This is a genomic window from Psychrobacter sp. WY6 (assembly GCF_018448495.1).
Classification (GTDB): Bacteria; Pseudomonadota; Gammaproteobacteria; order Pseudomonadales; family Moraxellaceae; genus Psychrobacter.
This window is the reverse complement of sequence record NZ_CP049902.1, coordinates 1,902,380-1,924,682: the sequence shown is the minus strand read 5'-3', so window position 1 is coordinate 1,924,682 and position 22,303 is coordinate 1,902,380. Positions and strand designations below refer to the sequence as shown.

The following is a 22,303-nucleotide window of genomic DNA, read 5'->3' as shown; positions in this document are numbered from 1 at the left end:
TCGTTCTTTGGTCAGCAAGTATTCTATAACACTAAGAATACTTGCTGATTTTTTTTGCATTTAACCTTTATACTATTTATTATTACTGAGCGCTATTAGCATCCAACCTTAAACTCCTTTTTTATCACATACTTCTTTATTACGGCTCATACTATGCCATTTTCTGCTATGACAAATACATTATCCAATCCTGTCAAAATCATTTATGCTGGCGGTACTTTTGGTAGCTATGGACGACCCTTAGCACCGTTATCAGCAGAAGCATTCTTACCGACTTTACAAAAGCTATTGACTGACCAAGATAACGCTAACCACTTGCCTCAAATCTCATGGCTGGATAACACCTTAATTAAAGACAGTAGCCAACTTACCCCTAACGACTTTGTACATTTTTATCAGCTTTTGCTAGCAGCCTATGCACAAGGCGACAGGCGTTTTGTGCTCATCACTGGTACAGATACTTTGAGTTATTTGGGTGCGTTTTTAGCAGAAGCGTTTGCTGGCAGTGATATTTGTATAGTCGTCACTGGTAGTATGCGCCCACTGTTAGACAGCGAGGTGATACATTCCTATGATATCGATGACCATAGCGACGCATGGGATAACCTCAGCGATTCACTAAAACTGGCTGCTGCTGGTGAGTCGGGTGTGAAGATTGCTTTTGGCGGTGAGTCTTGGCCTGCGCAAACGGTACAAAAAATTCATAGCCATGATTTGATGGCATTTGCGGGTCACTCCAGAGCCTCCTATCCTGCCAATAGTTATATCAAAAAATTACCGGATACCCGCCGCCAGCATTGGCTCGATGATCAGCAAGCAATGATTAACCATATCGAATCTCGAGCTGAGCAAGCACGCATTCATGCTTTATATTGCTTGCCAAACGACACTGAGGTAATGACTAGCCAGCTACAGGCGTTATTATCACAGCCGCCATGTGGCATTATTCTATTAGGATTTGGCGCAGGTAATGTTCCTTATTCACAAGCGCTAGCAGAGGCACTAGAGCTTGCTTATAAAAATGGCCACATGGTGATATGCGCTAGCCAGTCTCCATTTGGCGGTGTCAGTGACAGCTATGCGGCTGGTAGTTGGCAATATGAGTATCATGTGATTGCTGGCGGACGCTTAACGATTCCTGCTATCTATGCACGATTATTATGGCTATTGCTGCGTTATGACAATCCCACTCGGCGCAGACAGCGTTGGTTGAACAATGTCAATCAGGCGGGCACCACTATTAAGAAACGTTAGACTATCGTTAAATATATTTACTTTATAAGCGCCAATACGAAAATATTCAAGATTAACATGTCCGAGATTAACAGCAGCAACGCTGAACGCCCACAACCTATACATTAGCCATTGCAATTGAGTTCTTGGGCACGCGCTATCATGGCTGGCAGCGACAACGAGAAGTATTAGGCGTACAAGAAGCGTTAGAAACCGCTATCGGTAAAGTCGCAAATGAGGCGGTAGAAGTCGTCGCGGCTGGTCGTACCGATGCAAGCGTCCATGCCAGTAATATGATTGCCCACTTTACGACACGTGCCTATCGTCCTACTCATAACTGGCTGCGCGGAGTAAACAGTCTATTGCCTGATGATATCGCCCTGCGCTGGATTCAACCAATGCCTGACGACTTTCATGCGCGTTTTGGTGCCATTGCCCGTCGCTATCGCTACATCACGCTGAATCAAGCACAGCGCCCTGCTATTTTGAATCACCAAGTCACTCACATCTATGAACCGCTCGATTTAGCAGCGATGCAACTGGCGGCGGCTGAGATCGTCGGTACTCACGATTTTAGTAGCTACCGCGCCGCTGCTTGCCAGTCTAATCAACCGGTACGCTCAGTCAGTCACGCAAGACTCTTTGCCCATGGTCAGTTTATCGTTTTTGATATTCAAGCAGATGGATTTTTGCATCATATGGTTCGTAACTTAATGGGCACCTTGTATGCCATCGGTCGCCACGAGTTGCAGCCGGAAGCCTTTTTAGATATTTTAGCCAAAAAAGATCGTACTATCGCACCGCCTACTGCCTCTGGTGATGGTCTATATTTATCAATGCTTACTATCCTGAGCATTTTCAACAACGACTGCCAAATGCTCCTTTAACCCCCATTTGGCTAAATTTACCTGACTAAATAAATAGGAGTTGGCATACATAACGATTACAGGCTGTCAAGTAAAAACCTAGTGCTGTATTGCTTTAATCCGCTAACTTACGTATAATATGGGCTTATTTTTAATTGATTGATACCAACTATGGCAAAAGACGATATTATTGAATTTGAAGGCGAAGTCATTGACACCCTTCCGAATACCCTGTTTAGAGTTCGTTTAGAAAACGGACACGAAATCATTGCTCACATCTCAGGTAAGATGCGTAAGCATTATATCCGTATCTTGACAGGTGATAAAGTTAAGGTCGAAATGACACCTTATGACCTATCAAAAGGTCGTATTACTTATCGTGGCAAAAACTAATTTCTTATAAACTAAAATGGTTATAAAAGCATTTATATAAATACAGCTGGTTGCTAAATGGCTTCTTTTCGCTGATAGCTGATATAGACGCTTGGGTGGTTTAACTGATAATAATAATGAAAATGCTAACCTGCTCATTATTGCCTATCAATATTTTAGTGATTCAGTCTTAGTTATTTGTTTTTATCATAAAAAATACCGCTAAATTTCAGCGGTATTTTTTTGTCTAAATTTTATGAGTTGACTTACTTTCAAATTTTTAAATCATGATTAATAAGTAGCATGATTAAGAAATAGTGAGGCATTATTTAAACTCGACAGTCGCACCGTTTTGGATCACCCCTAGCAAAGCAAGTGCATCCCAATTTGTCAGGCGTATACAACCCGCTGAAGCTTGACGGCTGATACGATCAGGATCTGGTGAGCCATGAATACCATAAGAAGGCTTACTAAGCCCGATCCATACCGAGCCCACTGGATTATTAGGGCCAGGTGGAAGAATAGACTTGCTACCGTCTTTAGCAGTATAAGTATAATTAGGCTCATGTACCTTCACCTCTACCGTATGCGTCCCTGTTGGTGACGGTGTTGCCGTACTACCTACTGTGGTCGGATAGCTGGCAACTAAGTTGTCTTTATCATCATAGCATATAGCGTTTCAGTGGCTTTATCAGCAACGACTCGACTGACAGGCTTGGTATTTGGATTGCCAGGATTATAAACTGTGATGGTTTCACCCGCCGTAAAGCTAGCCTTAGGGTTTAACGCTTTGAGATAGCTTTCACTAATATGGAATTTTTCTGCTAGCCCTTCCGTGATGCTCTCGTAATACAATCCCTCAAGTTTGGATTTGGCTTCAGCACCAGCTGGTATTTCTGTCATTTTAATATTAACATCCGCATCAGTTATCTGATAGCTGACCAACACTGGCTGCACCGTGAGTTTTTCATTCTTTGTCAGCGCTTGCCATGTTTCGTTGTTTAGCGTGTCAGTGACTGCCAAACCATTTGCTTGTTGAAACGCTTGCATGGCCTTGCGAGTATTTTTGCCCCAATAACCATCAACAGGGCCTACACCATTGTGATGCCAATTTAATAAGGCTTGCAATTTAGTACCGATGACACGGTCGATACTCATCCCCTCTTTCCAAGTGGCCTTATTCACCTTTTGCGCAGCAACTGATAAATTGTCTGTCGTATACTTAATAGTAGGTAAAAATTTGTTCGAAGCATTTGCGGTTTTGCTATCACGTGCTAGCTTTTGGCTAACGCCATTGGTCACAGGGCTGACCTCTTCAGCAGCATTCGCCTTATTAGCATTATTTTTGCTAATACTGGCTTCATCGTTATTGGTCGGTGCTTGGTTGTCAGAGTTATTGGTCGTTGCTTGATTGTTAGCATTTACACTATCCAGTGGTGCTGCAACGCTTTGCCCCATGAAAACTGCCGTAGAAAAACCAATCATCGCTACTGCCGTGCTGATTTTTTTTAATTGATACACCTCATGCTCCTAATTTTTTATAAAAATAATAAGTTTTATTTTGTTATGTTGTCATCAAGGCTTGTTATTTTGAGTTTTAACGCCTTACTACCCAACTTTACTCAAACACTTTTTCATCAGCTCTCTTCTAACGTGAAAGTCTGATAACGTGAAAGTCTAAGATTCTAGTGGTTTGTAAGCTGTTAATAGTGCCATATTACCTTGTGAGCATATAACAGCTTTATGTTAATAAAGCCCTTGTCCTGCGGTGTCTCTGTTAAAACAAGTACTTTTTTACAACTATCTGGTTTAGTGTGTTACCGCTAGAAAGCGATCAATAATGAACATAAAAAAAACCCATAATTTGCTGAGCAAACTATGGGTTTAGAACGACGATAAATGATAAAGGTTAGAATTTTTCCCTATCGAAATAAAACAGGGGAAAATTTAATCTATATCACTATAGTGGGACTAGAGTAATTTAGCCAATACTGCTTGACCCATCTCTTGGCACCCTACTTGCTTCAATCCAGCTTCACTACTGTCCAAGATATCCAGCGTACGCAAACCGTCATCAAGCACATCACTCACTGCTTGCTCAATCGCTTGTGCCGCTGCTTCTTGCTTAAAGGTATAACGCAGCATCATCGCAACCGATAAAATAGTCGCCAATGGGTTGGCTTTGTCCTGCCCAGCAATATCAGGTGCTGAACCATGACACGGCTCATACATGCCTTTGCCTGCTTCATCAAGACTGGCTGATGGCAACATACCGATAGATCCAGTGAGCATAGCAGCTTCATCAGACAAGATATCACCGAACATATTGCCTGTCACCATGACATCAAACTGCTTAGGATTCTTGATCAATTGCATACAAGCATTGTCAGCATACATGTGCGATAACGCCACGTCGCTATAATCTGCTTGCTGCATTTGGGTCATCGTTTGCTTCCACAGCTCGGTGACTTCTAATACGTTTGCTTTGTCCACTGAGCAGACTTTCGCTGCTGTGCCTGCTGCTTGCGCACGCGTTTTTGCCAATTCAAAAGCAACTTTGCCGATACGCTGAATCTCGCTTGTGCTATAGACCATGGTGTTGTAGCCTTGCTGTTCACCATTCTCTAGTGTGCGGATTCCACGTGGCTCACCAAAATAGATACCACCCGTTAACTCACGAACGATAAGCAAATCCAAGCCTGAAATAATTTCAGGTTTGATACTAGACGCATTGACCAACTGCGGGTAAAGCTTTGCCACACGTAGATTAGCGAACAAACCAAGCTCACCACGTATTTTAAGTAAACCACGTTCAGGGCGCTTGCTGCGTTCAATACCATCCCATTTAGGACCACCGACCGCTCCTAACAATACCGCATCTGCTGCACGGGCACGGTCTAGCGTCTCATCTGGCAAGGGCTCGCCCGTTGCGTCAATGGCCACCCCCAATCAATCCAGATTCAAGTGTCAAATCTAACGCAAATTTCTTATTGACCGCATTCAGTACGTCAATAGCTTGAGTCATGATTTCGGGACCGATACCATCGCCCGCTAATGTTAAAATCGTTGCCATGCTAATCCTTGTGGGTAGGTAGTTTTTTATTTATGTTAGGGCATGCCCTCATTTTAAAAATGGTGATAAAAATGAGATAAATTACCGTCAAACAAGGAAAGTAGCGCAAATAATATCGAGATATTGATAAGCTATTTAACGATGTTTGGCAAAATTTAGCCATTTTCAACTCATTTAGAGGATAATCAATTGAATTGAGGACTCGCCCTAATACTACAAATTTACGATATTTTCCTAAAAACGATTTTTAGTGCCTTCAATAGCACAAAAAACCGTGGTCTAGTTGCTATTTTCGAAAATCAAATAGGCTTTAAGCTTTGGCTTTTACTTTCGATGATGCAGGCAATGCTTTCACGATACGAGTTTCTACAAACTCTCCTTGGTGCTCAGCAGACAGCTCTTTACAAAAGCGGCGCTGTACAGTGTTGCCTTGATACAGATCAACACATAGCGGCTGTGGTGAAGCGGTGTCTAATAAACTGCCAGAATTATCGTTAGACTTTTTCTGATAAGCCCGTAATTGATAAGTATCAGCGTCAATAAAATCGTGAATTAAAGTAAAACGCTCAACATAGCCCAGATTGTTTTCTGGATAGAAATTCACCTGTACTTCGCGTTTTGCAGGTTTTACTCGCGCATAATAATTGGTTAGACCCGGCATGCCTGAAGCAGACAATGGTACAATTTTAATCTCATTTTTATGAGCGAGTGGTGTCATATCTAAGTTTGCGTGCATTGATGTTTGTGCATGCTTATTGCTGGTATGACTGCTGGTATGACTTCTGCCATTTGCACTCATATCTTTCATCGCGACCAGCATGGCAGGATTGATAGGCTCATGCGTATCAGCCCCTATCACTCGTGTCTTATCTATCCGTGCAATTTCACAATGATAGGTTCCTATACAGGCAATATTGACTTCACCCGCAATCGGTTGAATCTTACCTGCCCATGCTTTAGCGTTTTCTGCCTCATCTATTTTCTGATACCCAGTCAATAGCTGACAGCCTGACAACAATAAGCTTGCGGCAACAACCGTACTTGTCCATAAAGCATAACGTTTTTTATTCATAATGGCGGCTACTATTTATGAGAGAAATAATAAAATATCGTAAAAAAACTACCCTTCATTTTAGCCAGTTCACCGCCATAACTCAACGCTACATTATTACTGTTCAGCAGTTTTATAAGTAATGGCTTGCAGATTCATGATTTATGCTCGTACATCATTAAATATCCATGGTGTTTTTTGCATCATCTTATGCTCATAATCTTTAATGGCATCGCTTTGCTGCAAGGTTAAACCAATATCATCAAGGCCATTTAACAAGCAATGTTTACGAAAAGCATCTACGTCAAATGCATATTCTTCACCTGTCGAAGTGACGACGACTTGGCGTTCAAGATCTGCAGTTAGCTCATAGCCTTCATTGGCAAGCGTTGCTTTCATCAAGGTATCAACAATGGCTTCATCCAAGACGATTGGCAGCATGCCATTTTTAAAGCAGTTGTTATAAAAAATATCTGCAAAGCTTGGCGCGATCACCGTACGAAAACCATATTCAGACAACGCCCAAGGCGCATGCTCACGACTAGAACCACAACCAAAGTTGCGGCGTGCCAGCAAAATAGTCGCGCCTTGATAACGCGGCTTATTTAGCACAAAATCTGGATTGATAACGCGGGTGCTATTGTCTTGACCCGGATAGCCTTCGTCGAGATAACGCCAATCATCAAACAAATTGACGCCAAAGCCCGTGCGTTTAATGGATTTTAAAAACTGCTTGGCAATAATTTGATCGGTATCGACGTTTGCGCGATCTAATGGGCAAACGATACCCGTTTGAGTGTTATAAGCTTGCATGGTTTTTCAAAATATCGATTACTAACGTAAATTTTTTTGACGGTCTAATGAATCTCAAAAGAGCGTGCCATTTGTTTAACAATACTTGTCATTTTAGTTTTTTCACTTTCAGGATAATTCAGATGTAATACTGCTTCCTGACCATCCTTAACTTAATAACATGATAAAAACTTGACCGTCTTTTCTATAGCCGCTTGCTGTATAGGTTTTATCTTTTAACAGCTCGTAAGTAACTGTCATGCCTGTTTTATATCGATGGCTTCTCTTTTATATAATCACTATCTGTATAAAAGAAAACAGTTGGTGTATTACTCCCAAAGACCAAAATAGTGGCATTAGAATTGGGTAGCTTAAAATGACGACCATCACCATTATCTGCCTCAGGCAACCATATCAATTGATTTGGCACATCGACACAATAGGCAAATCTTCCATTACAGTAATCACGAGCCATCGCTAGCTGAGAGCTACCCAATAAGCAAAATAAAACAAACAGCATTTTCATTTTTATGCTCTATAGAAATGCAAAGTTAAAACGTTCTTACATCGACAAAGTGACCTGCCAATGCGGCGGCGGCGGCCATCGCTGGACTGACCAAATGGGTACGACCACCATTGCCCTGACGGCCTTCAAAGTTACGGTTAGACGTTGAAGCGCAATGCTCTTGTGGCTCAAGCTTATCCGCATTCATGGCAAGACACATCGAACAACCCGGCTCACGCCACTCAAATCCAGCCTCAGTAAACAAGGCATCCAAGCCTTCTGCTTCAGCCTGCAACTTCACTTGCCCAGAACCTGCCACAACGATGGCTTCTTTGATATTGTCAGCGACTTTACGACCTTTAATGACTGCGGCGGCATCACGCAAATCTTCAATACGCGAATTGGTACATGAACCAATAAAAATACGATCAAGCTGGATATCGGTAATCTTTTGCCCAGCGTCTAAACCCATATAGGTATAAGCACGTAACCAGCCTTCTTCTTGTGCTTCATCAGTGGCTTGATCAGGTGTTGGTACCGATTGAGTGATATCGACAACCATTTCAGGAGAGGTGCCCCAAGAGACTTGTGGTGCTATTTGGCTACCATCCAACTCAACAACAGTATCAAATACCGCGTCATCATCTGAATATAAGGTACGCCAGTAAGATTCCGCTTGCGCCCATTGCTCAGAGGTTGGCGCATAAGGACGACCTTTGACGTACTCGATGGTCGTGTCATCGACTGCAACCATACCCACGCGAGCACCTGCTTCGATCGCCATGTTACAAACGGTCATGCGACCTTCCATACTCATCTCTTCAAATACTTGCCCAGCAAATTCGATAGCATGCCCTGTCCCGCCAGCCGTGCCAATTTTGGCAATGATAGCAAGTACCACGTCTTTTGATGTCACGCCAGCACCAAGCTTACCAGTGACGCGAATTTGCATGTTTTTTGATTTTTTCTGAATCAAGCACTGCGTTGCCAATACATGCTCAACCTCTGATGTGCCGATACCGTGCGCTAAGCAGCCAAGCGCGCCATGAGTAGCAGTATGCGAATCACCACAAACAACCGTCATACCCGGTAACACCAAACCTTGCTCAGGGCCAACGACGTGTAAAATGCCTTGACGAGCATCATTAATCGTAAACTCAGCGATATCAAATTTGGCGCAATTTTCATCCAATGTCACTACCTGCAAGCGTGATACCTTGTCCTTGATACCAGGCACGCCTTCTAAACGCTCTTTAGTGACTGTGGGTACGTTATGGTCAGGACTGGCGATATTAGCCGACAGGCGCCACGGTGCTCTATTGGCTAACTCCAAGCCTTCAAATGCTTGCGGACTGGTCACTTCATGCAACAGATGGCGGTCGATATAAATCAGGCTCGAACCATCGTCACGCTTGGTGACTTCGTGAGCATTCCAAAGTTTGTCATATAACGTTTGACCTGCCATGTTGCTATCCTTTATTGGTTGCTAATTACTGGTTTTTTTACTTGCTTATAGTCATTCCACTATAAAATTATTACAGCGTTAACCTCGCTTGAAGTATTTAATATACATCTACACTCGGTTGCCTTGTACTACTTTTAAATTGACTCGACTATAGCCTATGGTAAAAATTTTATACGTCGCGATACTTTATCATCAGCGGCATCGTCAGCAGCGCTTGTATCAAAATCGATATTTTTATATTGGCGATTTTACATTGATGACCATTATCAGCACTTAAAACGTGCGATGAGCTGCAAATAGTCAATTTAATAGAATAAATATGTCACAATACGCCTTGATGTCTTGTGATTATAGCAGGCTAATCCTATAATAATAATTGATGATTTTTGCCCAGACGCAAACTTTTATTTCTAATACATTGTGATTGGGTCAGCCAACTTTTATTTATAGCTCGCAAAGTAGCTAAGGACATCCGTTTGAACACCACAAACTTGACGACATTCGTTACCGTTATGCACACTGGCAGCATCTCAGGTGCCGCAGAAAAACTGTTTATCACACAGCCTGCCGTCAGTAAACGCATCAAAAATTTGGAAGATGAATTCAACATTACTTTGTTTGATACGGTGGGACGCGGCATTGTACCGACCCAAGCAGCCAATGAAATGCTGCCGCACGCCAAGCGTTGGCTAGAAGATTATGAGAATTTTAAGATTAATCTGCAACACTCTCAGCATATCGTATCTGGCAAATTAGTGATCGGTACCAGTCATCATATTGGCTTGCACCATTTAGCGCCTGTACTTAAGCATTTTATCCAAGCTTATCCTGCCGTACAACTAGAAGTACATTTTGTTGATTCAGAAAAAGCGCACAAAGCCGTACTCGATGGCGATTTATCATTAGCATTTTTAACACTGCCGCCCGTTTATGATAAGCGCTTGACCTATCATACGCTATGGTCAGACCCTCTTTACTTTATGACAGGTACGCTATCGCCTTTAGCGACCAAATCTAATGTGACACTAGAGCAATTGGCGCGCTACCCTGCTATCTTGCCCTCTGCCAATACTTTTACCAGTCAAATTACCTTGGCTGAATTCGCCAAGCACAATCTGAAACCCTATGCCACGATGAGCACCAATCCTCTTGAGTCTATTCGCATGCTGGTTTCTGTTGGTCTGGGATGGTCTGTATTACCGCAAACCATGATTAGTCAAGATTTAGAACGTATCGATATGGCAGACAATATAGAGTTACAGCGCTATTTGGGTGTGGTTATCAATCCGAAATTGACGCAATCTAGCAGCGTTACAGCTTTGTTAGACTTGTTAGCACCTATTGAATAAGACTCTCGCTAAATGAGGATTAGAGCGTGCTATGGGATATAAAAAGCACGCTATTCGCATTTACGACCCTCATGCGTTATAATACGCTTGACGTTGTTTTTATAACAAAAATTTACTATAAGAACACTGATAGTCATATATTGAACACTTCGAGTAATATATGATGGTTAACAGTAGGTTTAATGGTTTTAAATGATTGGTTATATAGGTGGCCGATACTGATAAATGAGTCGCAAATGCGAGCAATCGATATGATGTAATATGACATTCTTATTGATCTCTAAGCACTGCGAATTCGTATTAGCCCTAGAACAGCATCAATCATATAAAACTAACAGCAGATATTGAATAAAAGCCATTATGTCCTACTTAATGGCTTTTTTCGTCTTTAGATATTGTTTGGGACATCGTCTTATAACACTTAATCTTTATAGTTAAAATAATTACCGCCAACCATGTTGGTTAAGGACAATTTATATGAACGGAGTTTCTAGTGGCGTGCTGGTATCACTTGGCGCCTATTTTTTAGTGATGATTGGTATTGGCATTTACGCTTACTTTAAGCAAGCCAATGATACTGAAGGCTATATGTTAGGAGGACGCAGTTTAGGTCCAGCAGTCACTGCACTATCGGCAGGTGCATCAGATATGTCAGGTTGGTTACTACTTGGCTTGCCCGGCTATATGTATGCTGACGGTGTCGTGAGTATATGGATCGCACTTGGTTTGACACTTGGTGCATTTTTAAACTACCTTATCGTGGCACCGCGCCTTCGCGTTTATACCGAAGTGGCTGACAATGCCATCACTCTACCCGATTATTTCGCCAACCGCTTTGAAGATAAGTCGCATATGCTGCGTGTTATCTCAGCCGTGGTTATCATTTTATTCTTCACGGTTTATACTGCTGCAAGCCTAGTAGGCGGTGGTAAACTCTTCGAAAGCTCGCTCAATCTTTCTTATAGCACTGGTCTATGGGTCACCGCTGGCGTTGTCGTTGCTTATACGTTATTCGGTGGTTTCTTAGCTGTTTCGATGACTGACTTTGTACAGGGTATCATCATGTTTGCGATGGTCATTGTTCCTGTCGTCGCTTTCACTGATCTGGGTGGTATTTCAGCCACTACTCAAGCGGTTAGAAATATCGATCCAAGCTTGCTTAACATTACTAATGGTATGAGTATCCTTGGTATTGTGTCATTAATGGCATGGGGTTTAGGCTATTTTGGTCAGCCACACATCATTGTACGTTTTATGGCCATTCGCTCAGTCAAAGATGTCCCTACTGCCCGTAATATCGGTATGAGCTGGATGATTGTCAGCCTTATCGGGGCACTGATGACAGGTTTTGCTGGTCGTGCGTATGTGCAAAAGACAGCGATGACTTTAGATGATCCTGAAACCATCTTTTTAGTATTTACGCAGTTTTTATTCCATCCATTGGTTTCAGGCTTCTTATTAGCTGCAATTTTAGCTGCGATTATGAGTACCATCTCATCACAGCTATTGGTGGTATCAAGCTCATTGACTAAAGATGTCTATAAGTGTTTTTTTGATCAAGATGCACCTGAGGCGCGTCAAGTATTGGTCGGCCGCATTTCCGTAATCATTGTCGCCGTTGTTGCCATTTTACTGGCTTCTAATCCAGAAAGCTCAGTATTGAATTTGGTTTCTAACGCTTGGGCAGGGTTTGGTGCCGCATTTGGACCGTTGGTTATTTTCAGCCTAATCTGGCGCGGTATGAACCGTAACGGTGCAGTTGCTGGTATGGTCGTCGGTGCATTGACGGTTATCCTATGGATTTACGGTCCTTTCCAGATGAATGGCATGGCACTCAATAGCTGGTTATATGCTATCGTTCCGGGCTTTATCTTAAGTACAATCGCCATTTTTGCGGTAAGTATCATGACAGGCGGTCCAAAAGCCTCTGTTACTGCGAAATTTAAAGAAATGGAACTCAATTTAAATAAATAAGCTTATCGATATAATTATCACTATAAAAAAACCTCGCCATCATTGGCGAGGTTTTTTATTGATGACTATTAAATATAATACCTAGGACATTTGTACATAAGTAAGCTATGGTTATTTCTATTAGAGATCTCATACTTAACTAATAGCGCTATAACATTTCATAATTCAGGTGTTAACTTTTCACTCAATCATCACGCTTGTAGCCACTTATGCTATGTCATTAATCATCTAACTTGTTAGTGTAAGATATACTACTGAATAAATTTATAATTCACCTCAAATATCAAAGATAAATGGATAAGCAGAACTACCTCAGCGAGGCTAAAGAGTTAGAGATATGGCGGTTATGATATCCATTAGCGCTGGCACAATACCGAGCACCATAGAGTCATCAGGATATAAGATCATCTATAAGAAGACATACTATTAGCGCTGAGAGGTCAATGAGTCTTGGATTTAAGTGTGTTTCAAGAAGCGTATATTTCAGCTGAAATATACTTATGATCGTAATAACTCAATGATGTTGTGATTTATGTTTGAAGCAAATATCGTTTAATTGCGGGCAAGAAACCAATCACTGCCGTCTTAGACATCATCTAAAAAAACTGTCAAATAAATTTATTATTTTGCTAAAAACCTTTATGCACACTTTAAAGTCGTTGATTTAATGTTCTTTTATATCAACTTCTATTTCGAACACCGATAAAAAAGCGACCCATCATGGATCGCTTTTTTTTATGTATTGATACTGCTAAATATGCGTATTATTTAGTGTCTTGGTAAGACAACTTCACACCGAAGATATATCCATCATTGTCTTGGAAATCACCAACTATCTGCTTAGTCGGTAACTGACCTTTTGCATCACCAAACCATAAGTATTTGCCGCCCGCTGATACTGCCCAGTTTTCTGTCACGTTATACTTTGCACCCAAACCAGCGCTGTAATAGCCTTCGATAGGACCTAACGAAGTGACAGGGTTGCCAGCACCACTATCCCAACCAACGGTACCGCTAATTGCAAGTGCTGGCGCAACACGCTTGGCAAGACCAAGCTCTACTTGCCATTGATCATCATCATATTCTACGAGTGCTAATCCATCAGGACCATAGGTAGGGTTGTTTTTACTTACTTGATTATATAACGGCGGTACAATAGAAAAGTCGCTCCATGGTACCCAGCGTACTTTGGCAGTGGCTAAGGTTGTTGGGTTAATACCCGTTTGAAAATCAAAGTTTACTGACTGCGGTGTAGTGATTTCCATGGCCGTAGTTTGGCTGGCTTCTGCTGGGTTACCCGCTAATAAACCTGCTAACGGATACGTTTCAGCGATCTTCATACTATGATCAATCTCTGAACGATAGGTCAACGCCGCCTTTAAAGCAATTTCAGGTTTGCTATATGATGCACCTACTATATAACCATAGTCTTGATCTGGACTAATATGTGAGGTATAACCAGTGGCAGGTCCATATGCACTGCCACGCAATTTGACATCAGCTTGAATCCGCTGAGCAACGGGGCCGCCATAAACTTGGAACTCTTTATTAGCACCAAATTTGGCACCTAAAATAGCCGTGATACTTTCAGAACGTACTTCAACGTTCGTGCCTTCATTATTAGCAAGGCCAGCAGCATAACCATTTAACCCTTCTAAGGAGCTAGCTGTGCTTCACCGGCTGCAACTTGTGCTTTACCGGCATCAATCTGGGACGTTGGTTCAAGAGCCGGGTTTCCTGCAATGGCTGCTTCAGCTTGTCTAACTTGCTCTCTACCCGTCTCTAATTGTTGTTGAACCCCTGTAACGTATGTATCGAGACCTTCAGCGCTAGTAATTGTTTGCCCAGGAACTTTTCCGTTAGTTGTGAGGCGATAAGCCCATCTATTGCTGCAGTTGGAGCACCTGTAAAGTTACTATCTCCAGTGTAAGCTGCTGCTGCACCAAATGGCTCATCATATAAAATACCGACACTAAACGTATCGTTGACATCCGCTTTTACGCCATAACGGAAGAAATCTACTCAGCGATATCGCCAGTCTTATTGCCTTGAACATAACCTGCATCATCGGTAGCGACACGGCCATTATCATAACCACTAACATCAGCATCGATATAGGTGTAAACAGCTTCAGCATAGGTGCCATCTTGGAGGAAGGCTGTGACATCCTGACCTGAACGGTCAAGACCAGCAGCATTGGTTACGCTAGCTACAGAAAAAGCGGCAATTGCTACTGCAAGGGTTTTTAAATGAAAAGTATTGCGCATTGTGTATCTCCAAACGTCCTTGTTGTTTTACTACTTAAATAATCAATATTTAGCATTGCTGCGCATAACTTTATGATTATAAAAGTCGTGTCCTGAGATGAATACTAATGCCTTTTTGACACTAAAACAACAATTAAAGTGCTTTTTCCCGAATATGACTGGACAGTACAAATAAGATACACGTACAAAACTAATATCTAGTTTTTCATTCTGATATTTTTTAAATTGCTCTCAGTATTTTTAGAGATAGCAGGCAGATACTTATCTGTTATAATTTAATAATTCTAAAACACTCTTCCTTATTAAACTTAAACACGCTGGCATAAAAAAGCGACCCAATCAGGATCGCTTTTTATTATCTAGGCTATAGATTTATAATTTAGCAAATTACATTAGTTTGCTTGGTAAGAAAGCTTCATGCCGAGTGCAAAACCATCGTTGTCTTCAAAATCACTCACAATATTTTTGTTCGGTATTTGTCCTTCAGCATCACCGAACCATAAGTATTTACCACCAGCTGATACTGCCCAGTTTTCTGTCACATTATACTTGGCACCCAAACCAGCGCTGTAATAGCCTTCAATAGGACCTAGTGAGGTTACAGGATTACCAGCACCACTATCCCAACCAACAGTACCTGTCACTGCTAATGCTGGCGTCATGCGCTTAGCGAGACCTAGTTCAACTTGCCATTGATCTTCATCATAGCTTACTAGTGATAGGTTACTCGCTTCATTATAAAGAGGCGGAACAATAGCAAAATCACTCCATGGTACCCAACGGACTTTAGCAGTCGCAAGCATCGTCGGATTGATACCCGTTTGGAAATCAAAGTTTACAGATTCAGGTGTAGTAATATCAATTTTACCAGCTCTATTTGGATTTTTTGTTGGAAAGCCAGTGCTGGGAAGCTTTCTGAAATAGGTAAAGTATGGTCAATTTCTGAACGATACGTCAGCGCAGCTTGTAAAGCAATTTCAGGCTTGCTGTAAGCAACACCGGCTAACCAACCATAATCTTGGTCAGCACTAATATGCGTAGTGTAACCGTCTGCTAAACCGTAAGCTTTGCCACGCAACTTTACATCTGCTTTTACACGTTGGGCTACTGGACCACCGTACACTTGAAACTCTTTATTCATACCAAGCTTTGCACCCAGGATACCAGTAATGCTCTCAGTACGTACTTCTACGTTAGTTTCTTCACCGTTTGGTTGTATGAGCCCACCAAAATTAGGATTCGGTTCATGAGATACAAAGTCATTTTTACCGCTATAATCCGCAGCCGCGCCAAATGGCTCGTCATATAAGATACCAATACTAAAGGTTTCATTGATATCTGCTTTTACACCATAACGGAAAAAGTCATAGTCTTCTGCGATGTCATCAATTTTGTTGCCTGATTCGTCTTCACCAGTCACATCAGCATCGATATACGTATAAACAGCTTCAGCATAAGTACCATCTTGTAAGAATGCAGTGATATCTTGACCTGAACGATCAAGACCAGCAGCACTAGCAACGCTAGCAATAGAAAGAGCAGCGACAGCTACTGTGAGAGTTTTCAAATGAAAATTTGCGCGCATTATGTATCTCCAAACGTCCGCATTGTTTTACTACTTTACTTAATTTTAATAAGCAAGCAGCATCCGAGGTGGAGGATAGTAATGATTTTCGAACATTAAAACAACTGCAAAAACACATTATTTCCTGATTATGACTGAACAGTATCCGTATTTCACAATGCGAATATAATAGTCATAAATTTTCAACCATTCAGTTTTTGCAGATATTAATTTTGCAGATATTAATAATGAGGGGGTCTTTCTGCCATTACATCAAAAGGTGCAATGCCGCCTTCAGGATCCTGACTTTCCACTTGTTTATAAATCAGCTGCAACTGTCGTTGTAATGTCTGAATATCTTTATCTTGCCGCGCAACTACCTCATCGAGTCGCTCTACTGTCATTTCTAGATGCGCCATACTCATCTGTAAATCAATGACTTGTTGCGTTTGTAGGTCCGTGTGCACAGATAAAGCCTCGTTCTGAGCTTTATCTTTAGGATTAAATTGATTCATATTTTTCTCTGAATTATCATAAACATAAGACTGGTAGGATTCATTAATAAAATGGCTCGATGACCGATAAAAAGTAGCAATTAGACGACGATGCTCTTTATAAAATAGCAGCCTTGAACAAAAGTCATAAATAGTGCGGATAAAATCATTTACGCTCACTACAGTCACGTGATGGCATGTTATACTGCTCGCAATTTTGCAGCAACCCCTACCTCACTATTATATAAGCTTAAGATTTCTTCTCTCTGATACATTTAAAAGATATCCACCTTGCTTTTGGCGTCGCTCCTGTTCTTGATGGCATTGATTTTGCTATTGAAGCAGGTGAACGTGTCTGTTTAATTGGCCGTAATGGCGAAGGCAAATCCACCTTATTTAAGCTAATTAACGGTACCTTGCAACCTGATAGCGGCGAAGTCATTATCAATAGCAGCGTGCGCGTTGCGATGCTAGAACAAGACGTTCCCGAGACAAGCGGACGTATCCTAGACATCGTTATGGGTGGTAGCAGCCGCACGGCTGAGCTGCTTATCAACTACAATGCCCAAACAGATTTATGTGCCAATGGCGACATGGATGCCTGCGAGCGTATGGCCGATTTGCAGCATATCGATGCGGTACACGGTTGGGATTTAGAACGAGAAGCCACCCGCCTGATCAAAACCATGGGGCTGGATCCAGATGATGATTTGTCTTCATTATCAGGTGGTCGTAAGCGCCGTGTACTACTAGCACGCTCATTGGTCACCAAACCTGATGTACTGCTGCTCGATGAGCCTACCAACCATTTAGACGTTGATAGTATTGAATGGCTAGAGCGCTTTTTATTGGATTGGCAAGGTCTAACATTGTTGTCACCCATGATAGAGCATTCGTCAACAAACTATCGACGCGCATCATTGAGCTAGATCGTGGTCAATTAACCAGCTATGACGTCACTCAAGGCGAAGGTGGCTATGCACGCTATCAAGAGCTAAAAGAGCTACAGTTACTCGCTGAAAAAAAAATAACGCCAACTTTGATAAAAACTGGCGCAAGAAGAAGTTTGGATTCGCCAAGGTATCAAAGCCCGCCGTACTCGTAATGAAGGCCGTGTCCGTGAGCTAAAAGCACTGCGTGAAGAGCGTAGCGATCGCCGTGAGCAAGTCGGTAACGTTAATATCACCATGGGTCAAGGCGAGAAAAGCGGTAAGCTGGTCTGTAAAGTCAAAAACTTACATCTTGAGTATAATGGCAACGTATTGGTTGATAACTTTACGACGACTATCATGCGCGGTGATAAATCGGTATTGTTGGACCCAACGGTGCGGGAAAAACCACACTAATTAAAGCCCTACTCGATATGTCTGATGATGAAGTCACCAAGACTGGTAGTGTTGAGTTAGGTACCAACCTTAAAATCGCTTTCTTCGACCAGTTGCGCGATCAGTTAGACCTTGAAGCCAGTGTGGCGCAAAACGTCTCAGAAGGCTCAGACTTCGTCGAAGTGGGCGGTCGTAAGACACACATCATGAGCTATCTACAAGATTTCTTATTTGCCCCAGAGCGTGCGCGTACCCCTGTCAAAGCACTATCAGGTGGTGAGCGTAACCGCGTGCTACTTGCCAAGCAGCTATTAAAGCCTGCCAACATTCTGGTACTCGATGAGCCAACCAATGACTTGGATATGGCGACACTTGAGCTACTAGAAGAGTCAGTCGCCAGCTTTGGCGGTACAATTTGCTAATCAGCCATGACCGCTCATTTATGGACAATGTCGTTACCTCTACTTGGGTATTTGACCAAGATGAAGACGGCAAAGGTATCGTCAAAGAGTATGTCGGTGGTTATCAAGAATACTTGGTACAGAAAAACCGTGAGCAAGCCGCACACGCGGCTAGAGCACCAGCCAATAATGCAAATACTGCCAGTAAAGTTACCAATAAGACAACCGCAGCAAAACCTAACAAATCTGCCAAAAAGCTCAATTTCAATGAACAGCGTGAACTGGATAATTTGCCAAAAGAAATCGCTGCATTAGAAGCTGAACAAGCGCAATTGCAAGAAAACTAGCAGATGGCTCATGGTTCACCACTGACGTTAATGCAGCGACTGCCGCAAGTGAGCGCCTACTGACGATTGAAGATGAGATGATGAATAAGCTTGAGCGTTGGAGTGCGCTTGAGAGCTAACGTTAGCGACTGAAGCGATGTTTTATAAAACTTCGAGTTTTATAAGATATGAAAAATAATGAAATAATCACCGTTTTGTTTTTATAAAGCGGTGATTATTGGTTTACGACTACTTACATAGTAGTTAGGTACTGAAAGTTAGTGAACATTACCTTAATTTCGAGTATCATTCGCTATTGCAAAATATCCTTATTAATTATAAGGTCATCACGCTTATAATCCTTGCCAAAAAATCTATGTGAGACATTGATAATGCAGCTATTTTGCATCAATTCTCCTATTCAACCTTAGAGTATGTTCTATCAAGGTTGCTTTATTTTTAACGCAATAATTTATTTTATCACCGAAATAGCTTAGAATAGCAACAATTAGCAAAATTAGGCACAGCCAAAGTGGCTTGATATTGTACATTTTCTAAGCCACAAACCCAGTGTGGGATAATCCCATTTCATTCACCTGGAGGAAGTATTAATGAGCCAAGCCGAAGGCGTTAACGTACAACGCCGTAGAGTTCTTATTGCCTCGACTGCCGCGATTGGTGCAGCTGGGGTAGCTGCTGTGGCAACACCTTTTGTCCGTTCTTGGTACCCAAGCGCTAAGCTGAGGCTGCAGGGGCTGCAGTGACCCAAGACATTGGTTCTATCGAAGCAGGACAGATGATCGTTGTCAAATATCGCGGTAAACCCTTTTTGTGGTCAAACGCACAGAAGACATGCTAGCGACTTTAGCGTCAGTAAAACCTTTACTGTCTGACCCTGAATCTGATGCATCATTACAACCTGAATACTGTAAAAATCCAGAACGCTCTATCTCGCCAGAAGTCTTGGTAGTAGAAGGCGTCTGTACACATTTAGGTTGTGCAAAACTACCGTCCTGATGTTGGCGCGGCTGACTTGGGTGGTAATGATTGGTATGGCGGATTTTTCTGCCCATGCCACGGGTCTAAATATGACTTGGCGGGTCGCGTTTATAGTGGCGTTCCTGCACCGCTTAACTTACCTGTCCCAGATTACAACATGGATGGTACCATCTTGACGATTGGGGAGGCTTAATATGAGCATGGGTAAAAAGTTAATGCATTGGGGGACGCACGCTTTCCAGCGACCGAAACCTATGAATACCATATGTCAAAGTACTATGCACCAAAAACTTTAACTTTTGGTACTTTTTTGGCGTGTTATCAATGGTGGTATTGGTTAACCAATTGGTAACAGGTATTTGGACCATGATGTACAACCCAAGTGCCGAAGGGGCATTTGCGTCTGTTGAATACATCATGCGCGATGTCAAAGGTGGTTGGCTCATCCGTTATATGCACTCAACTGGCGCATCTGCGTTCTTTGTGGTCGTATATCTGCATATGTTTAGAGCACTGCTATATGGTTCATACCAGAAACCACGTGAGCTTATTTGGCTCATCGGTATGGGTATTTACTTAGCATTGATGGCAGAAGGTTTCTTCGGTTACCTACTTCCTTGGGGCAATATGTCATTTTGGGGTGCACAGGTTATCTTGAACCTTCCTGCTGCTCTACCTGTGATTGGTGATGGGCTTGCAGAATGGGTACGTGGTGATTATATTATCTCAGGTATCACCCTAAACCGCTTCTTTGCTCTACATGTTTGCTATCCCGCTTGTACTTGTGGGCTTAGTATTCATGCATATTGTAGCGCTACACCATGTGGGTTCGAACAACCCTGATGGTATTGATATCAAGAAGCTAAAAGATAAAAATGGTGTGCCCTTAGATGGTATTGAATTCCATCCGTACTACACAGTGCATGATATGATTGGTATCGTGGTCTTCTTTATCTTGTTCTTTGCAGTGGTATTCTTCTTCCCAGAAGGTGGCGGATTCTTCCTTGAGCCACCAAACTTTGAGACAGCGAATTCATTGAAAACGCCAGCACACATTGCACCAGTATGGTATTACACGCCATTCTATGCCATTTTACGTGCGGTTCCTGACAAGTTAGGTGGTGTGATTGCGATGGGTGGTGCGATTGCCGTACTATTCTTGATACCATGGCTAGACAGATCGCCTGTACGCTCTATACGTTATAAAGGCATTTTATCTAAAATTGCTTTAACCGTGTTTGCGATTAGTTTCTTAGTTTTAGGTTACTTAGGCGCGACGCCAACGACACCAACAGCAACATTGATGGCTCGTATCTTCACTGTTTGTTTCTTGTTTTTCTTACTGATGCCAATTTATACCTCTATTGAGAAGTGTAAACAGCCACCAGAACGCGTTACCGGAGGTCACTAATGAACACGCTAATTAAATCCCTAGCGGGTCTAGGCTTAGGCGCGGCATTAACCTTGACGGCTGGTACTGCACTGGCAGCTGGTGGCGGTGGATGTGGTACATTCACCAATGCTGAGGGTGTTGAAGAACACTTAGCTTGTAGTACTGCTCCTATTGATTTTACCAATAAGGGCTCGCTACAAAACGGTGCGAAAATCTTTATGAACTACTGTGCTGGTTGTCACTCTGCACAGTATGTTCGTCACTCGCGCATTGCTAAAGATTTAGAGATACCACCTGAGTTGGTCGAAAAGTATTTGATGGTCACCACCGATCAAATCGGTGATCATATCAATGCTGAAATTGATCCTGAAGTACAAGCATCATGGTTTGGCGCAGCACCACCAGACTTATCACTTGAAACCAGACTACGTGGCGATGACTGGGTATATACTTACCTGTTATCGTTTTATGAAGACCCAAGCCGTCCTTGGGGTGCCAATAACTTAGTACTTGCCAATGCGGCGATGCCTCATGTCTTGCATAATATGCAAGAAGAGCTGAGTGCTGAAGAGTTTGAATCTGAAGTGGGTGATTTGGTTAACTTTATGGCGTGGATGGCAGAGCCTAACCGTCATGACCGTCAAGTGATTGGCTTCTTTGTGATTTTATTCTTATTAGTATTACTCATTCCAGTTTACTTGAACAAAGAATTCTGGAAAGATGTAAAATAATTAAGTATTAAAAAATATTTTTATCGAAAAAAAGGCACTACTCTGGTAGTGCCTTTTTTGTCTCTTAAAAGACCATAAAACACTGAACCATTATTTAAAACAAGGCTCACCCGCAATGTTTAC

Annotated in this window: 12 protein-coding genes and 7 pseudogenes; 9 read left to right on the top strand and 10 right to left on the bottom strand. The window is 42.2% G+C overall.

The genetic code is table 11. From position 1 onward, the window contains the following. Positions 1-168: 168 nt before the first annotated feature. The 3 genes and pseudogenes from G7Y90_RS09585 to infA all read left to right on the top strand — a co-directional run bounded on the left by G7Y90_RS09585 (position 169) and on the right by infA (position 2,492). Positions 169-1,254 carry an asparaginase gene (locus G7Y90_RS09585; RefSeq protein ID WP_198329822.1) on the top strand — a complete coding sequence of 362 codons (1,086 nt, stop codon included), beginning with the start codon at positions 169-171 and terminating at the stop codon, positions 1,252-1,254. A 110-nt stretch (positions 1,255-1,364) separates the two neighbouring features. Beyond that, positions 1,365-2,149 (top strand): annotated as a pseudogene (gene truA / locus G7Y90_RS09580) (tRNA pseudouridine(38-40) synthase TruA). A gap of 121 nt (positions 2,150-2,270) precedes the next feature. Next, positions 2,271-2,492, top strand: a complete 222-nt coding sequence (infA, locus tag G7Y90_RS09575) for a translation initiation factor IF-1 (protein WP_045446828.1) — start codon at positions 2,271-2,273, stop codon at positions 2,490-2,492. A gap of 304 nt (positions 2,493-2,796) precedes the next feature. Here the strand turns inward: infA and G7Y90_RS09570 are convergent, their stop codons facing one another. The 7 genes and pseudogenes from G7Y90_RS09570 to leuC form a co-directional block, all read right to left on the bottom strand. Beyond that, complete coding sequence (locus tag G7Y90_RS09570; RefSeq protein WP_250163959.1) at positions 2,797-3,144, bottom strand: L,D-transpeptidase; 348 nt, start codon at positions 3,142-3,144, stop codon at positions 2,797-2,799. Further along, on the bottom strand, positions 3,117-3,992 hold the full coding sequence (locus G7Y90_RS09565; protein WP_250162274.1) for a peptidoglycan-binding domain-containing protein: 876 nt from the start codon (positions 3,990-3,992) through the stop codon (positions 3,117-3,119). The genes G7Y90_RS09570 and G7Y90_RS09565 overlap by 28 nt, the downstream gene beginning before the upstream one ends. Before the next feature lie 450 nt (positions 3,993-4,442). After that, positions 4,443-5,544: pseudogene (leuB, locus tag G7Y90_RS09560) on the bottom strand (3-isopropylmalate dehydrogenase). Positions 5,545-5,854: 310 nt separating this feature from the next. Further along, on the bottom strand, positions 5,855-6,616 hold the full coding sequence (locus G7Y90_RS09555) for a hypothetical protein (RefSeq protein WP_198329721.1): 762 nt from the start codon (positions 6,614-6,616) through the stop codon (positions 5,855-5,857). Between the two features lie 141 nt (positions 6,617-6,757). Further along, complete coding sequence (leuD, locus tag G7Y90_RS09550; RefSeq protein WP_201559759.1) at positions 6,758-7,408, bottom strand: 3-isopropylmalate dehydratase small subunit; 651 nt, start codon at positions 7,406-7,408, stop codon at positions 6,758-6,760. 247 nt (positions 7,409-7,655) lie between these two features. Then, a complete protein-coding gene (locus tag G7Y90_RS09545) occupies positions 7,656-7,913 on the bottom strand; it encodes a hypothetical protein (RefSeq protein ID WP_250162273.1) in 258 nt (85 codons plus the stop codon). A gap of 25 nt (positions 7,914-7,938) precedes the next feature. Continuing rightward, positions 7,939-9,357, bottom strand: a complete 1,419-nt coding sequence (gene leuC / locus G7Y90_RS09540; protein WP_201559757.1) for a 3-isopropylmalate dehydratase large subunit — start codon at positions 9,355-9,357, stop codon at positions 7,939-7,941. A 476-nt stretch (positions 9,358-9,833) separates the two neighbouring features. Here leuC and G7Y90_RS09535 point away from each other — a divergent pair, with 476 nt between their 5' ends. Both G7Y90_RS09535 and putP read left to right on the top strand, forming a co-directional pair. After that, entirely contained in the window at positions 9,834-10,706 is an 873-nt protein-coding gene (locus G7Y90_RS09535; protein ID WP_045446822.1) for a LysR family transcriptional regulator, read from the top strand. Between the two features lie 477 nt (positions 10,707-11,183). Further along, positions 11,184-12,680, top strand: a complete 1,497-nt coding sequence (putP, locus tag G7Y90_RS09530) for a sodium/proline symporter PutP (protein ID WP_250162272.1) — start codon at positions 11,184-11,186, stop codon at positions 12,678-12,680. Positions 12,681-13,444: 764 nt separating this feature from the next. On the opposite strand, the pseudogene G7Y90_RS09525 reads toward putP, so the two are convergent. The 3 genes and pseudogenes from G7Y90_RS09525 to G7Y90_RS09515 all read right to left on the bottom strand — a co-directional run bounded on the left by G7Y90_RS09525 (position 13,445) and on the right by G7Y90_RS09515 (position 17,185). Beyond that, positions 13,445-14,947, bottom strand: a pseudogene (locus G7Y90_RS09525) (outer membrane protein transport protein). A 392-nt stretch (positions 14,948-15,339) separates the two neighbouring features. Beyond that, a pseudogene (locus G7Y90_RS09520) lies at positions 15,340-16,532 on the bottom strand (OmpP1/FadL family transporter). 221 nt (positions 16,533-16,753) lie between these two features. Further along, positions 16,754-17,185: a SlyX family protein gene (locus G7Y90_RS09515; protein ID WP_250162271.1), complete on the bottom strand. Its 432-nt coding sequence runs from the start codon at positions 17,183-17,185 to the stop codon at positions 16,754-16,756. An 86-nt stretch (positions 17,186-17,271) separates the two neighbouring features. On the opposite strand from G7Y90_RS09515, the pseudogene G7Y90_RS09510 reads away from it, so the two are divergent. The 4 genes and pseudogenes from G7Y90_RS09510 (at position 17,272) to G7Y90_RS09495 (ending at position 22,180) form a co-directional block, all read left to right on the top strand. Continuing rightward, positions 17,272-19,197 (top strand): annotated as a pseudogene (locus G7Y90_RS09510) (ATP-binding cassette domain-containing protein). Between the two features lie 471 nt (positions 19,198-19,668). Next, a pseudogene (gene petA, locus G7Y90_RS09505) lies at positions 19,669-20,249 on the top strand (ubiquinol-cytochrome c reductase iron-sulfur subunit). A gap of 1 nt (position 20,250) precedes the next feature. Continuing rightward, positions 20,251-21,467: pseudogene (locus tag G7Y90_RS09500) on the top strand (cytochrome b). Next, a complete protein-coding gene (locus tag G7Y90_RS09495) occupies positions 21,467-22,180 on the top strand; it encodes a cytochrome c1 (RefSeq protein WP_250162270.1) in 714 nt (237 codons plus the stop codon). The pseudogene G7Y90_RS09500 and the gene G7Y90_RS09495 overlap by 1 nt, the downstream one beginning before the upstream one ends. The last annotated feature ends 123 nt before the right edge of the window (positions 22,181-22,303 follow it).

Coding starts and splice junctions, on each gene's coding strand:
- leuC (WP_201559757.1), bottom strand. CDS start 9,357: ATGGCAGGTCAAACGTTATATGACAAACTTTGGAATGCTCACGAAGTC.
- leuD (WP_201559759.1), bottom strand. CDS start 7,408: ATGCAAGCTTATAACACTCAAACGGGTATCGTTTGCCCATTAGATCGC.
- G7Y90_RS09585 (WP_198329822.1), top strand. CDS start 169: ATGACAAATACATTATCCAATCCTGTCAAAATCATTTATGCTGGCGGT.
- infA (WP_045446828.1), top strand. CDS start 2,271: ATGGCAAAAGACGATATTATTGAATTTGAAGGCGAAGTCATTGACACC.
- G7Y90_RS09555 (WP_198329721.1), bottom strand. CDS start 6,616: ATGAATAAAAAACGTTATGCTTTATGGACAAGTACGGTTGTTGCCGCA.
- putP (WP_250162272.1), top strand. CDS start 11,184: ATGAACGGAGTTTCTAGTGGCGTGCTGGTATCACTTGGCGCCTATTTT.
- G7Y90_RS09545 (WP_250162273.1), bottom strand. CDS start 7,913: ATGAAAATGCTGTTTGTTTTATTTTGCTTATTGGGTAGCTCTCAGCTA.
- G7Y90_RS09495 (WP_250162270.1), top strand. CDS start 21,467: ATGAACACGCTAATTAAATCCCTAGCGGGTCTAGGCTTAGGCGCGGCA.